General features: G+C 43.6%; 10 protein-coding genes and 2 tRNA genes. 3 read left to right on the top strand and 9 right to left on the bottom strand.

The window, feature by feature from the left end; translation table 11 throughout:
- Positions 1-14: 14 nt before the first annotated feature.
- The 8 genes from CIK88_RS10380 to CIK88_RS10345 all read right to left on the bottom strand — a co-directional run bounded on the left by CIK88_RS10380 (position 15) and on the right by CIK88_RS10345 (position 9,439).
- On the bottom strand, positions 15-2,489 hold the full coding sequence (locus tag CIK88_RS10380; protein ID WP_094436293.1) for a transglycosylase domain-containing protein: 2,475 nt from the start codon (positions 2,487-2,489) through the stop codon (positions 15-17).
- Complete coding sequence (gene miaA, locus CIK88_RS10375) at positions 2,486-3,373, bottom strand: tRNA (adenosine(37)-N6)-dimethylallyltransferase MiaA (protein ID WP_094436291.1); 888 nt, start codon at positions 3,371-3,373, stop codon at positions 2,486-2,488. The genes CIK88_RS10380 and miaA overlap by 4 nt, the downstream gene beginning before the upstream one ends.
- Before the next feature lies 1 nt (position 3,374).
- A complete protein-coding gene (gene lpxA / locus CIK88_RS10370; RefSeq protein ID WP_094391659.1) occupies positions 3,375-4,145 on the bottom strand; it encodes an acyl-ACP--UDP-N-acetylglucosamine O-acyltransferase in 771 nt (256 codons plus the stop codon).
- Positions 4,146-4,202: 57 nt separating this feature from the next.
- Entirely contained in the window at positions 4,203-5,585 is a 1,383-nt protein-coding gene (locus tag CIK88_RS10365) for a bifunctional UDP-3-O-[3-hydroxymyristoyl] N-acetylglucosamine deacetylase/3-hydroxyacyl-ACP dehydratase (protein WP_094391660.1), read from the bottom strand.
- Between the two features lie 2 nt (positions 5,586-5,587).
- Complete coding sequence (lpxD, locus tag CIK88_RS10360; protein ID WP_094436289.1) at positions 5,588-6,625, bottom strand: UDP-3-O-(3-hydroxymyristoyl)glucosamine N-acyltransferase; 1,038 nt, start codon at positions 6,623-6,625, stop codon at positions 5,588-5,590.
- A gap of 49 nt (positions 6,626-6,674) precedes the next feature.
- Positions 6,675-7,895, bottom strand: coding sequence for an HD domain-containing protein (locus tag CIK88_RS10355; RefSeq protein ID WP_094436342.1), 1,221 nt, complete (start codon positions 7,893-7,895; stop codon positions 6,675-6,677).
- 239 nt (positions 7,896-8,134) lie between these two features.
- Positions 8,135-8,206, bottom strand: a tRNA-Cys gene (locus CIK88_RS10350).
- 195 nt (positions 8,207-8,401) lie between these two features.
- Positions 8,402-9,439 carry a diacylglycerol kinase family protein gene (locus tag CIK88_RS10345; RefSeq protein WP_094391662.1) on the bottom strand — a complete coding sequence of 346 codons (1,038 nt, stop codon included), beginning with the start codon at positions 9,437-9,439 and terminating at the stop codon, positions 8,402-8,404.
- Between the two features lie 162 nt (positions 9,440-9,601).
- Between CIK88_RS10345 and CIK88_RS10340 the strand changes: the two genes are divergently transcribed.
- From CIK88_RS10340 to CIK88_RS10330, 3 genes are all read left to right on the top strand, one after another.
- Positions 9,602-10,789 (top strand): aminotransferase class I/II-fold pyridoxal phosphate-dependent enzyme, encoded by a 1,188-nt coding sequence (locus CIK88_RS10340; RefSeq protein ID WP_094391663.1) that lies wholly within the window; start codon positions 9,602-9,604, stop codon positions 10,787-10,789.
- 207 nt (positions 10,790-10,996) lie between these two features.
- A tRNA-Pro gene (locus CIK88_RS10335) sits at positions 10,997-11,069 on the top strand.
- A 371-nt stretch (positions 11,070-11,440) separates the two neighbouring features.
- On the top strand, positions 11,441-13,894 hold the full coding sequence (locus tag CIK88_RS10330) for a helix-turn-helix domain-containing protein (protein WP_158214675.1): 2,454 nt from the start codon (positions 11,441-11,443) through the stop codon (positions 13,892-13,894).
- Here CIK88_RS10330 and CIK88_RS10325 read toward each other — a convergent pair.
- Positions 13,886-15,166 carry a DUF5103 domain-containing protein gene (locus tag CIK88_RS10325; protein WP_254046330.1) on the bottom strand — a complete coding sequence of 427 codons (1,281 nt, stop codon included), beginning with the start codon at positions 15,164-15,166 and terminating at the stop codon, positions 13,886-13,888. The two genes, CIK88_RS10330 and CIK88_RS10325, sit on opposite strands and share 9 nt — an antisense overlap.
- Positions 15,167-15,201: the final 35 nt, after the last annotated feature.

Below are 15,201 nucleotides of genomic sequence, written 5' to 3'. Positions count from 1 at the left end.
AAGGTCTTGCAAAATTAAATTTCCGTATGTTTGGGCTCCTCTGCAGCCTTCGGTTGTGAGGGCGTTCCGTGTTGGTTACCATCAGGTGATGGCGCAACAGGAGCAGTAGGATCAACAGCATTCTCATTGGGCTGTTCCAGTTCGATATGCTGGATACTATCGCTGGCAATAGAGTCTGAATCGGCAGGCTCTTTGAAATAGCCACCGCAACTATACATTTGCATGGTGATGTCGGTATCGTGTGGTTTGTCGAATTTAGCACGATACATTTTGAATGCAGGGTCTCCAAGAACCTGTTCTAAGAAGTCTCCACAGATGGGAAGAGCTGTCTTGGACCCTTGACCTAATGCTCCAGTACGGAAGTGGATACAACGGTATTCACCGCCTACCCATGCTCCGACAACGAGATGTGGGGAAACACCAACAAACCATGCGTCGGAATGGTTGTTAGAGGTACCAGTCTTACCGCCGAAATCTGTATCACGAGCAAATTGGTTGGTCCAGCGTCCCAATGCAGAACTTGTTCCTTGCATACCGCCCTGCAGCAATTGTTGGAGGAGAAAAGCACTCTTGTAGGTCAATACTTGTTTCTCCTCTTCAGGAGCAGTATAGATTTCTTTGCCGTCGCGATCTACGATACGGGTGACAAGGACGGGGTTGTGTGTTTTACCGTCATTGACCGGTGTACAATATGCATTGACAAGTTCAAGGAGGTTGACATCGCTACTACCCAAGGCGAGTGCAGGGGTAGCATCCAACTTACTTTTTATACCCATATCGTGTGCGGTTTTTACAATATTGGGAATACCACATTCTTGGCCGAGTTTGACAGCAATAGAGTTGATACTCATGGCGAAAGCCTGTTTCAGCGTGACATTAGCACCGGAGAAACGTCCGTTGGCATTGGTTGGGGCCCATAATACTTCTTCGTTTTTCTTGCTGTCGAAGACTTTCATAGAGAAATAGGAGTCCTCACGTGTGTCACAAGGAGTAATACCTTGGTTCATGGCCTCAGCATAGACAAAGAGCTTAAACGTAGAACCAGGTTGACGCATCGACTTCACCTTGTCGTACTTCCATGTTCTGAAATCGAGGTCACCGACCCATGCTTTTACGTGACCCGTCTCGGGTTCCATTGCAACGAATCCACAGTGCATGAAATGTTCCATATAACGGATGGAGTCGAGCGTTGAGATATTTTTCTCGATGATGCCTTCGTCGTAATCAAACAACTTCACAGGGTGTGGAAGGTTCAGATAGTAGTTGATAGAATCGGTATTATTGTCGTATCGTTGACTCAGATATTTGTAATAAGGCAATTTTTTTGCAAGATCTTCAATGAAATTAGGAATTTCCTGATGGCGCTCATCCTGCCATGGGTTCTGGCCAGACCAGTGGTTGTTGAAGTTACGTTGGATGATACGCATCTGTCGCTTTGCAGCCTGTTCTGCGTATTTCTGCATACGCGTATCAATAGTGGTGTAAATCTTCAAACCGTCTCTGTAGAGATCAATATCATTGTCCTTACACCAGTCGTGAAGTTCATCAGCAACGGCCTCACGGAAATACTGTGCCTGTCCATCGTAATTGTTCTCCACACTATAGTCGAGTTGGATAGGTTTCTTGGAAAGGGTGTCGTAAGCTTCACGTGTCAGATCCTTGTGTCGACGCATGTTGTCGAGTACCACATTACGACGTTTGAAGGAATTGTCGGGATTGGTTCGGGGATTATAATAGGTTGTAGCCTTGAGCAGACCGACAAGAATAGCAGCCTGTTCAGGGGTCAATTCCTTTGGTGTGGTACCGAAATATGTTTTTGCTGCAGTTTTGATGCCGTATGCATTGGACCCAAAATCCACTGTATTAGCATACATGGTGAGGATGTCTTTTTTATCGAAAAACATCTCAATCTTCACAGCGGTAATCCATTCCTTACTTTTCATGATGAGCATTTTTACACCAGGGATGTTGCCCAACAGACCTGTGGAATACTCAGTACGAACACGGAACATATTTTTCACCAACTGTTGGGTGATGGTTGAGGCACCACGAGCATCATGGTGAACCACAAAGTCTTTTGCTGCTGCAAAAACGCCCTGGAAGTCAATACCGAAATGATGGTAGAAACGTTCGTCTTCTGTGTCTATCAAAGCTTTCCAGAATACAGGGTTAATCTCTTCGTAGGCAACAGGGGTTCTGTTTTCGCTGAAATACTTACCAATCATGACACCGTCAGCACTGTATAGTTCTGATGCTTGTATGGTTTTTGGGTGCATAATAGCTCTCAAGGACGGTGACTTGCCGAAGAGCCACAGAAAATTGACATCTACCATGATGAGGTAGAAGATGAAGGCTATAATTAACGAGGCAAATCCTACACCACCTTTCACGTACCAGGCACGTCCCTGATACAAGCTTTTATACCATAGCCATGATTTCTTGAGCCACTGACGTGCTTTTGCTGTAAACTCAACGATTCTCTCTTTCATAGATTATCAATATACTTCAAAATGTCTTTTTCTTCTTCAGGATGAAACCATCTCATGGCTTCGTCACGTTTATACCAGGTCAATTGCTTACGAGCATAACGACGGGTGCTCCCCTTGATACGCTCTATGGCTTCTTCTAATGACCAGCGCCCGTCCATATAGTCAAACAGTTCTTTATAGCCAACGGTATTGAGTGCGTTGAGATGTCGGTATTCACGGAGTGCAGCAACTTCTTCTAAAAATCCTTGCTGCATCATTTCGTCAACTCTCGCGTTGATCCGTTGATAGAGTTGTTCACGGTCTCTGTTCAGTCCTATCTTGATAATACGGAAGGGTCTTTGTTTTTTTTCTTGTGTTCTAAATGATGTGTAGGTCTTCCCTGTCTGATAGCAGATTTCTAATGCGTGTATCACGCGTCGATAGTTTTGCTTATCTACTATCTCATAGTGTTCTGGGTCCAGACGTTTGAGGTCTTCACATAAAGCCTCAAGACCTTCTTCTGTATAACGACGTTTCATCTCCTTTCTGACGTCATCACGTATGGTAGGAATATCGTCAATACCATTGCAGACAGCATCTATATACATCATGCTTCCTCCCGATAGGAGTGCATAAGGATGATGGTCGTCTTGGAGTAATTGCATCACTTCCTGCTCATACATAGAGGCATTATAATAGTCTGCAATACTCTTGGTGCCTACAAAATAATGATGTGCTTGTTGTTGCTGCTCTATGCTCGGTGACGCTGTACCGATTCTCATCTCCCGGTATATCTGACGGGAGTCGGCATTGATGATGGGAATACCTAAATGATTGGCCAAACGTATGGTCAATGCGGTTTTTCCCACTGCCGTAGGACCGGTGACGACAATCAACGTATGCATATTAGCGGATTACTCCACGCTTGGAGTTCTCTATGAATGAGCAGATATAATCGACCTCTTTTGAGTCGGGATATTTGGCACGTGCCTCTGCAACACCCTCTTTGAGGATTCCTTTAGAGTAGATGATGCGATAGCTGTCGTGAATGGCCTCGATGGTCTCGTTGGAGAATCCACGACGACGCAGGCCAATCAGATTGACGCCAGCATAGCGTACAGGTTCCTTACCTGCAATCACGAAAGGAGGAATATCCTGGCTGGTACGTGAGCCGCCTTGGAACATGATATAGCTTCCGATATGGATAAACTGGTGGAACAGGCAGCATGCAGAGATGATGGCAAAGTCGTCAACGATGACTTCGCCTGCAAATTTGGTAGAGTTACCAATGATACAACCGTTGCCAATCTCACAGTCATGACCGATATGCATATTCTCCATCAACAGATTGCCGTTGCCTACAACGGTCTTGCCTTTTGAGGCAGTACCACGGCTGATGGTAACGTTCTCGCGGATAGAGTTGTTGTCGCCAATCTCACAGGTTGTATCTTCACCTTTGAATTTCAAATCCTGAGGTTTGGTGGAGATTGATGCGCCAGGGAAAATCTCATTGCCGTTGCCCAAACGTGTACCATAGTGTAGTGTGACTCCGTTGTAGAGCTTGTTGTTATCGCCAATGATAACATTCTTGTCAATGACACAGAAAGGTCCAATCACATTGTTGTCACCGAGTTTTGCCTCGGGATCAACGATAGCCATAGGATGAATCTGATTCATATATTATAAAATTAAGAGGGTCTGCATATGTTTGTGTATGCAGACACCGTGATGTTATTATTTGTTTTTTACTATTTGTGCGGTAAAGGTGGCTTCTGCTACCACGTGATCACCCACGAAGATGTATCCCTTCATGCTGGAAATACCGTGGCGTACAGGTGCCAACAGGTCAACTTTGAACAGCAACGTGTCGCCCGGTACTACCTTCTGGCGGAATTTTACATCGTCAATACGCATGAAATATGTGGACCAGCGCTCAGGTTCTTCCAGTGTGTTGAGTACTAGCAGACCGCCACATTGTGCCATGGCTTCAATCTGTAACACGCCAGGCATGACGGGTTCTTCGGGGAAGTGGCCTTGGAAGAAAGGTTCGTTGCTTGTCACATTTTTCACTCCGACAATGCTGCTGGCTCCTAAGGCGATAACCTTATCAACCAGTTGCATGGGATAACGATGGGGCAGCAATTCACGAATTTTGTTGATGTCCATCACCGGTTCGTCGTTGGGATCGTAGATAGGAGCTTGGATTTCGTGCTTGCGAATCTCCTTGCGCATCTGACGGGCAAACTTGTTGTTGATGGTATGGCCTGGACGAGTGGCGATGATACGTCCCTTGATGGGTTTGCCGATGAGAGCCATATCGCCGATGATGTCAAGCAATTTGTGGCGTGTACATTCATTCTCCCATACCAATGGCTTGTGCTGAATATATCCTAAATCCTCTGCGTTAAGGTGGGGCACTTGAAGCATGTCTGCCAGTTGGTCGAGTTGCTCTTGACTAATCTTTCTCTCATAGATAACGATGGCATTGTCCATGTCGCCGCCTTTAATCAGATTAGCTTGAAGCAGGGGCTGTATGTCTCTTACAAAGACGAAGGTACGTGCTGCAGCAATCTCTGTGGGGAAAGCTTCAATCTTTTCGAGGGTTGCAAACTGAGAGTTGATGAACTTCGACTCAAACGAGCACATGGCTGTGAGTGAAAATTCTTCGTCAGGCAGAATGGTGATGGTAGAGCCGCTTTGCTCATCTTTTACCTCAATCTTCTTGCGGATGATGTAATAGTCTTTCGGCGCATTCTGTTCCTCAATGCCCACTTCGTTGATTTTGTTGACATACTGTATAGCACTTCCGTCGAGAATAGGAAATTCAGGACCATTCACCTGAATACGACAGTTGTCGATGCCTAAGGCGTAAAGGGCGGCAAGACCATGCTCTACGGTACTTACGCGGGCTTCTCCTTTAGCAAGAACCGTGCCACGCTGGGTGTCAACGACATTCTCTGCAATGGCATCGATGACAGGCTCCCCTTCAAGGTCGATACGCTGGATTTTATATCCTGTATTCTCTGGAGCAGGATTGAAAGTCACGGTGAGGTTCAGACCGGTGTGCAGTCCTTTTCCGAAGAGGGAGAAACTGCCTTTCAAAGTTTTCTGTTTCATATTTATTTTTGTTTTTTCAATTCATCGAGTTCTTTACGAAGCATGTGGAGTTCACGATACATATCGGGCAACTTACGGAAGATGGCAGAGGATTTGAAGAATCCCTTTGGTTCAATGGCAGGAGAACCAATCAATTGCTCACCATTGCCTTTTGTGTTACTGATTACGCCAGCCTGTGCGCCGATGAATGTCTTGTCTGCCACGTGGATATGACCAGAGAATCCTGCCTGTCCACCTACCATACACCAAGCGCCTATCTTAGTAGAACCAGCAAGGCCAACCTGGGCAGACATTACCGTGTTCTCACCAATCTCACAGTTGTGAGCCACCTGGATGAGGTTGTCTATCTTCACACCTTTATGAAGTACGGTCTGTCCCATGGTAGAACGGTCAACACATGTGTTGGCACCAATTTCTACATGATCTTCGATGACCACGATACCAATTTGTGGTATCTTATCATAACCCTCTTGGCTGGGGGCAAAACCGAATCCGTCTGCACCAATCACGCTACCAGCATGGATTGTTACATCGTTACCCAGGCGGCAACCCTGATAAATGGTGACGTTGGGATAGAGCAGGCAATCGTTGCCGATGCTCACGCCGTCGCCTACTACAGTATGGGGGTAAATCTGAGTGTTGTCGCCAACTGTTGTGCCGTCTCCAATGTATGCAAAGGCGCCAATATATACATCTGCGCCGATTTTTGCGGTTGGGCTAACGAATGCCAGTGGATCGATGCCTTTCTTCTTGGGCATGCTTGCGGCATAGAGTTGCAACAATTTAGCCACACACTCATAAGCATTTTCCACACGGATGAGTGTGGCTTCTACAGGGTGGTCCAGTACCAAATCGTTGTTGACAAGAACAATACTTGCCTTGGTGTCGTAAATATACTGTGTGTATTTAGGATTTGACAAGAAGGTAATGGAACCTTTTGTGCCTTCTTCAATTTTCGAAAAAGTGTGTACAGTGGCGTTATCGTCACCTTCTACACGACCACCGATAAAATCGGCTATTTGTTTGGCTGTAAACTCCATATTTTTGTTTGTAATAATATTAAATTGGTGCAAAGTTACAATTTTTTTCTCAAACTCTTTGGTAACAAAGGTAATATTTGCGTATTTTTTTGGAAAGTAGTTGTACATTGAGAATTTCTGAAGCCTCTGAAATATCCTTAACGGTACCGTCTTTGTAAAGAATACCGATACTGTCGTCTTCTGGATTGTACATGTCTTTGCCTATTTCAGCGACGGATACCATGTATTCAGTTTCTTCGAAAGAGATGTCTAATGTGTCTGCTATATTCTTGCGTATCTCGTTGATAGTATGCTTGTCAGGAGCGTTTTCAAGAACTTCTACTTTAAATAGTTTTCTATCGAGCATGTCTGTGGCAAGAGTGGAAAGAATTTTGTCTTCGTTGTATCTCCATACCTTGAGTGTACTCCATATATCGCAATCGTCAAGGTCGGCATAATGGCGTAATGCAGCACTTTGGGTCCGGAAGTCTTCTGCGCTGATGTCGTTGTTCAGAAAATAGGCGAGGGCGGGAGGGGCGAAAAGGGAATTTCCTTTTCTTACGAGGTCTTTTGCTCTTCGTAGTGTGTTGATCAATACTTTTTCGTATCCTACGGCGGTTTTGTGCAGATAGACCTGCCAGTACATCAGACGTCTCGTTGTCAGGTAGTTTTCTATTGAATATATACCTTTCGACTCCACCACGAGTTGTTCATCCACCACGTTGAGCATCTTGATGATTCTATCGCTGCCAATGTTTCCTTCAGTCACTCCGGTAAAGAATGAATCGCGACGCAGGTAGTCGAGACGGTCCATGTCCAATTGGCTGGAAATGAGTTGGTGGAATATCTTGTTGTGGTATTCGTCTTTGAAGATAGAAATGGCGAGGTTGAGAGCGCCATGAAAGTCTTCATTCATGCGTTCCATCATCATCATGGAAATCTCTTCGTGCGATATGTCGTGGATGAGCGTATTCTCCAGGGCATGTGAGAAAGGGCCATGACCGATGTCGTGCATGAGGATGGCTGCAAGAACAGCTTCCGCTTCCATGTCGAAGATATATACGCCTTTCTCAAGTAACGACTTGATTGCTTCTGACATCAAGTGGTAGGCGCCGATGGAATGCTGGAAGCGTGTATGTCGTGCTCCTGGATATACCACAGATGCGAGTCCGAGTTGGTTGATGCGATTCAAGCGTTGGAACAACTGGTGTTGCACGATATCGTAGTGCAGTCCTTTTCCGATTTTTATAAAACCGAAAACCGGGTCGTTGATGATGGAATATCCGTTCATGGGCAGGTGGTTTTCAAAATGATACACAAAGATACGCATAATATTTCTAAAAAGCAAATCTTCTGTGTTCTTTCGTTTATTTTCGTTGTACCCGTAAAAACTGAAGAGGAAAATAAGCCACACATTTTTTTTGTGGACTGGTTGATTATGTCCTGGTGGAAGCTATGTGGCTTGTGCAGTATTTTATGATATAGAAAAAGAGAGTCGTGTGGACTCTCTTTCTGTTAACCTTACTCTTGAGGTGCCTGGCGGATTCGAACCGCCGTAGACGGTTTTGCAGACCGTTGACTAAGCCACTCATCCAAGGCACCTTGTTGTTAAGCGAGTGCAAAGGTAATACTATTTTTTTGAACAACCAAATTTTTTCCTGTTTTTTTTGCTTAATTCGCATCCTTTGCAGCCTTGACATGGATTTTCGTGGTCAGAAAGCTGACGGTAAATGCGCCAAGCAATATATCCCACGCATAAGACAAGGACTATGAAGACAAGGGTGTATTGCATGTTTTTTATAATTTGGATAGTTTACGCAGCATTAGTTTGTTCATGGCTTGAATACGTCTGCCGCTTTTCTCAATATCCTCGCGAACATTATTTATATTATTGAAGAAATCGCTGAATGCGTTGAGGAAAGGATTGGGTTGACAGGGGTCTTCCATGGCATTGGGGTTGGTGACGATACGGATTCCTGCCGGTTCGATATGCACATCGACATCGGAACTTGTCATGATCGGGTCTCCATCGTAATGGATGGCGCCAGGTTGGGAACGGTGGATATGAATGGACCGCGTCTTAAAGGTTTTGATTTTAGAATTGTTGGTCAGCGTCTTGTTCATCAGGTCGATGCTGATCTGTGGTGCTTCCAATGCTGTAAATGGCTCCATGATGATGACGTCCATCATACCGTCTTTCATGGTTGCATTTGGTGCAATATAGGCATTGTTGCCATATTGTGATGCATTGGCACAGGCAATGAGGAATGCTTTGTAGCTTCGTGCACCGGTATCGTCGGTGACTTCATAGGTTTCTGGCTTGTATTTCAGACCTTCTTTTAGCACATTTTCTATATAGGTGAGCGGTCCACGCTTGCCGGCTTCTGCGAACTTGAGTGAGATGAACGCGTCGAATCCCATGCCACAGGTGCAGAAAAACGGCAGTCCGTTGATGACTCCATAGTCGAAACTTTCTACGACACCCCGGTTGATGACTCCTAATGCCTTGCGTGGATTGAGCGGCAAGCAAAGATGGCGGGCAAGGCCATTTCCAGAACCGCAGGGCACGATTCCCAAAGCCGTGTCTGTGTGGGTGAGTGATCGCGCCACTTCATTGACGGTTCCGTCGCCACCAACTGCCACGACGATGTCGGCACCATTGTCTGCACACTCGCGTGCGATTGATGCAGCATGGCCGGCATGTTCGGTCAATCGAATAGTAACATCGAAGCGTTGTGCATCGATTTCGCTGGCAATCATGTCAGGAATAGCATCCTTTCCATGCGTTCCCGATATGGGATTGACTATGAATGTTATTCTTTTCTTTTCGTTCATGCGATGCAAATGTACTAATAATCGTTCAAAAAGTATGCAAAAATAGATAAAATTACATTTTAATAACGAATAATATTTCTTTTTTTGCACGTTTTGATAAAATTTGTGTAACTTTGCAGTTCGAAACGAATAAAAACAGCTCAGCTGTAGATAACTATTCTCATGGGACAATTACAAGAAAGATACAAAAACTATCGCGAGCCTCAGAAATTTATGGAGGCTGGTGTTTATCCCTATTTCCGTGAAATTACAGGAAAACAGGGTACGGAGGTAGAAATGGGCGGCCACAAAGTTTTGATGTTTGGCTCTAATGCTTATACAGGATTGACTGGTGACCAGCGAATCATTGATGCTGCTAAAGCTGCTTTGGATCAATATGGTTCAGGCTGTGCAGGTAGCCGTTTTCTTAATGGTACTCTTGATCTTCACGTCAAGTTGGAAAAAGAAATCTCGGCGTTTGTTCATAAAGACGACTGCCTCTGCTTGTCAACTGGCTTTAGTGTGAATCAAGGAGTGTTGGCAATGGTAGTGGGTAAGAACGACTACATTATCTGTGATGATCGTGACCATGCAAGTATTGTTGATGGACGTCGTCTCTCGTTTGCTCGTCAGCTACATTACAAGCATAATGATATGGCAGATTTGGAGCGTGTGCTTCAGAATCTTCCTCACGAGGCCGTGAAACTTATAGTGGTGGATGGTGTATTCTCGATGGAAGGTGATTTGGCTAAACTTCCAGAAATTGTAGAGCTGAAGCATAAATACAACTGTTCTATCATGGTTGATGAAGCTCACGGTATTGGAGTATTCGGAGACCATGGACGTGGAGTTTGTGACTATTTCGGTTTGACCGATGAGGTAGATCTTATTATGGGAACATTCTCTAAATCTTTGGCTTCTATTGGTGGATTTATTGCAGGAGATAAAGATACCATCAATTTCCTGCGTCATAATTGTCGTACCTATATTTTCTCGGCTTCTAACACTCCGGCAGCTACAGCCGCAGCTCTTGAGGCTCTGCACATCTTGCAGAAAGAGCCAGAGCGCATAGAGGCTTTGTGGAAAGTAACGAAGTATGCTTTGAAGCGTTTCCAGGAAGAAGGTTTTGAAATTGGAGAAACAGAGAGTCCTATTATTCCACTTTATGTGCGTGATGTGGAGAAGACATTCCTTGTAACAGCACTTGCCTTTAATGCAGGAGTATTCATCAATCCTGTTATTCCTCCTGCATGTGCACCTCAGGATACTCTCGTGCGCTATGCACTCATGGCTACCCATACTGAAGAGCAGGTGGAGCGCTCTGTAGAAATTCTGAAGAAGATATTTGTCGAGCAAGGCATTATCAAGTAAAAGAGAAAGCCAGTTTTTACCACTTTTTACGTCGGATGCACTTTGTAAACCCGATGTAGAGTGAGTGAATAAGCGGATAATAAAGTGGCAGATAAAAGACTAAAAGGTCTGAAGTCTTAAAATAATGTTAAAAACGAAAGATTTTTCTGTTTTTAGTCTTTTGTCTGCCAAATTATTTGTACTTTTGCACCCGCTTAGATAAAGCAACGAGGTGTAGCGCAGTTGGTAGCGTTCCTGGTTTGGGACCAGGCTGTCGCAGGTTCGAGTCCTGTCACCTCGACAAAACATAAGAAAGATCCTATGAATTTAATATTCATAGGATTATTTTTTGCTTGCAGAATAATGCTTTCTAAATAGTTGAGTAACGAATTTATCTCAGCCGATGGCAAGGGGCATCCCGAACACATTCCGGGCACATCCCGAATGTCTCCTTAGTTCCTCCCTAGTTTCTTCCTAGTTTCTCCCAAATAGCTCCCAACGGTAAAAGCCATCTGTAGAATAATCAACAGAAGTGGAAAATAACAAGCATTTTGTACCTTACCAAGCAATTTTCGGTTCAAAAACTTGTTTTTCACAAGCATTTTGCTTAACTTTGCGACAAGTTACATGACTACTAAACCGAAAATGACTAAACGAACAATAATTTGCTGTGTGATAATAGCATTAATGCTGTTTTTTGAACCATTTTATACCAAAGCAAACGAAGCAGATCGGGTGTTCAGGGTTTATACCTCGTCACACGGCATGATAGATAATAGTGCGCAGACGATTAGTTGCACGACAACGGGCCGCATCATCCTCACCACACTTGGTCACGTGAACTTCTTTGATGGTGTGACATTCACACATATAGACCCACAGCCGTCTAATGTCTATCCCTTGGCAAAATACACAGGTTATTCGCATGTCTATTTTGATAATAATCAGCATCTCTGGGTTAAAGACACCCATCGTGTCACATGTGTGGATCTAAGAAAAGAAGAGTTTATCGATGATGTACAAGGCGTGTTCAACTCTTATGGTATCAAAAACAAGGTAGATGACTTATTTGCTGACGAGACAGCTACCGTTTGGGTGGTGTTGGGAGACAAATTGGTCAACATTCACACGAAGTGTACGCTTAAAATCAAGCGTTACCCTTTGCAGGATATTTCCCGTTTTGAAAATCGGCTATTTCTCTTTTATAACAATGGCGATGTAGATGTGTATGATATTAACACAAAAAAAATACTATACACGATACATACTTTGACAGCAGAAGCTGGCAAACGCTACAATGCAACCAGCGTCTTGTGTAAAACCGAACAAGGTATTTTTCAGATTCGTACAGGAGTCAATAAATCAATTTTGCTTTATTTAGATGTTAAGAAGCGGAGTGCCAAAACAATTCTCCAAACTCCTTACAGTCTAAACTCTATGGTCGTTCATGATAACAAGCTCTATATTGCATGCGTAGAAGGTTATTGGACATATAACCTGACAACTGAAGAAACAAAACACCATGCTGAAATCACATTAGACAACGGTCAACGAATGGTTCCTGACATTAATGCCCTTACCTTCGATAAACAAGGCGGTATGTGGCTTGGAACTAAACACAGAGGATTACTCTATTGCAAACCATATACGTCGCCTATACAACAATACGGAACCAATACCGATTTTTTTAAACGCTACGAGTCCCAGATGGCTAAAGCGATTAAAACCAATATAAAAAATCTGCCTCCAACAATCACTTGCTCGTTTGTAGATAGCAGAGGATGGACTTGGCAAGGAACCTATAGCGGAATACGTCTTATGAGACCTAATGCAAAGACTATAGAGTATGGCTACAAGGATGGGCTTGCCAATGAGGTAATACGTGCTGTGATAGAAGACAACAACCACAATATTTGGGTTAGTACAAGTTATGGTATAGCACATATAGATGTCAAGAACAACAAAGTCAATCATATTGAGTACTTTGCAGGAATAGATAACGTACCTGACGAAGCGTTTACAGAAGGAGCAAGTCTCAAGCTGGCGGACGGTACCATCATTTTCAAGTCGCTTGACCACATGGTGACATTCCATCCTGACAAGTTCCACACACAGGCAATCAAAAAAATCCGGTTAACTCCCCAAATGTGCAAAATCCTGATGAATGGTCATGAAGTGCATCCGGGAGAGCGGTTTAATGATAACGTAGTAACCGATGTAGCTATCTCGCGTACACGTGATATGTACTTCAATTATGACCAAAACTCTATTACGTTGATGTTTGTCAGTCTGAACTATTTTCGTCCGTTTCAGACCTATTATAGAGTACGCGTAAAAGGATGTGAACCATATAACGAATGGACCGTTTTATCAACCTACAACGGAAGGGGATTGGTGGATAAGAAAGGCGCTTTGCATTTACCTTTGTCGGGAATAAGCCCCGGACATTATGAAGTGGAGCTACAAGCATCTATGAGTCCTGAGTATTGGACAGAAAAACCATACGTGTGGCATATTTACGTGAAAGAGCCATGGTGGCGCACCACTATCATATATGTCCTTTTAGGATTGACGCTGTGTGTGTTGATTGTAGGCAACCTAATGGTGTACAACAAATATATTCGTATGCGCGTGAAATGGATTAATGTTGAAGCGCAGGTAATGAAACGATTGAAAACATTTGTGCAACGCTGTAAACAACATGAGAACTCTGTACTTGAGCCATTAAACAATAATGGTGGCGCGGATGACAAGGGGGATGTAGGAGAATATATGTACGAGCAAATGATGTTGAAAATCATGCCTCATCTGCTCATCGATCACAACGAACATCTTTCGCTCAGACGATTGGCTGAAAAGGCTGAAGTGGACGAAGTGGAACTTTCGAAAATGGTAATGGCTAACAGCCATAAAAACCCAATCCATTTCTTGATATCGCTACGCCTTGAAACATCAAAGAAGATGCTGAGTGAATCTACAATGGGTATTCCTGAAATTGCCAAAATGTGTGGTTTCGTATCGGCAAACTACTTTATTGCATGTTTCTATCATCGCTATCAATGTACTCCAATAGCCTATAGGACAGAACAAAGGAAGAATGTTCTTAAAACAACAAGACTATCTTGATAATAATTCGCAAAAGCCGACTAAAAGCCATGTTCGTCCACCTATAGGACGATAATATGCGAGCATCTGGTAGTTATTGCTTGTTTGGAAGAAATTTCCTTCTGTTTCTGCCGGAAGACCTTTATCATCAACATAGATATAGGAATAATAGCCTTGTTTCTGCATGATAGTTGCATGATATGATGATGTGGTATTATCATAGTACATCAAATAGTCTCTACTGTCTGACGAATTGGTCCATTGCCCAAAAATGTATCTGTTGCCATGATAGGGGGCTTGTAATTGATAGTTTACAGAAACATAGTCGCACGTTACATCATCTTCCTGTCGGTCGCTATTACGAACAAGTGAAAAACCTTTAGCGGCTTCATCGGTTAGGTAGAACGGTCTGGGAACATCGGGATGGAGATAAGCGTCATATTGATGGCCATTCCATTCGATACGTTCTATGCCCATTGTTGGGTGGCTGGTGGCAAGTATTTCAAACTTGTGATATTCGTTGCCTGCCAAGAAAATGTAGTTTTCATCGTGGTCCCATTTCATTCCGCTTTTCATTTGATATGTAGGAGGAACGTTGATTCGTGGGCAATGCCAGTTCTGCATCATAACGGTATATAACTGTCGTTCTCGATCGGAAATATTAAGTGATGGATATTCTAAGGTCGCAGAAATCTGCTGATGTTTTCCGTTTACGTCCTTATCGGTAATGGTTGTCATAGTCAAGGCTACCTTAGCCTTCGGTTCAACAACCATGAAGCAAACTTCTGCTACGGGTTGATCAAGGCGATGATTCCTGTCGAATATTCTTAATCGGTAGTTTCCACTCATCGTAATCTGACATTGTTCGTTGGGAATCGTAATCGTATAGTGTGTATAGTCGATGGTGGTATTGATGGAATGTTGGTAATCCAATATCGGAAATTCTGAGAATCCTTGCATCCAGTCGTTTTCAAAAACAAATTGAGAAGTAGTCCAGTCGGGTTCACACCGTTCCAGTCTGCAAATGTAGTCGTGGACTTCGTGAGACATTTCATCAAAGCCAACTGTCATTCTTTCGTTTGTTGCATGAAGATGGAGTAGGGGCAACGTTTGCCAATTGTCATTCACAATAGCGGTAAGGGATTTTAATTGCGAAACATATAGTCGCGTGGAATTTACCCACTCGCCAGGACCTGACGTTTGGAAATGCTGACCATTGGCAACTGTAGAAATTGCTGTTATCAGGAATAGGAACAATAGAAAAAAGTTCCTTCTGCAATTGAACGTTTTCATCATAATGGCGCAAATTTAGTAATTTCTTGTTAGAA

It is taken from the genome of Prevotella sp. P5-50, assembly GCF_002251295.1.
Lineage (GTDB): Bacteria > Bacteroidota > Bacteroidia > Bacteroidales > Bacteroidaceae > Prevotella.
The sequence above is the reverse complement of the archived record's forward strand: the minus strand, read 5'-3'. Positions and strand labels throughout refer to the sequence as shown.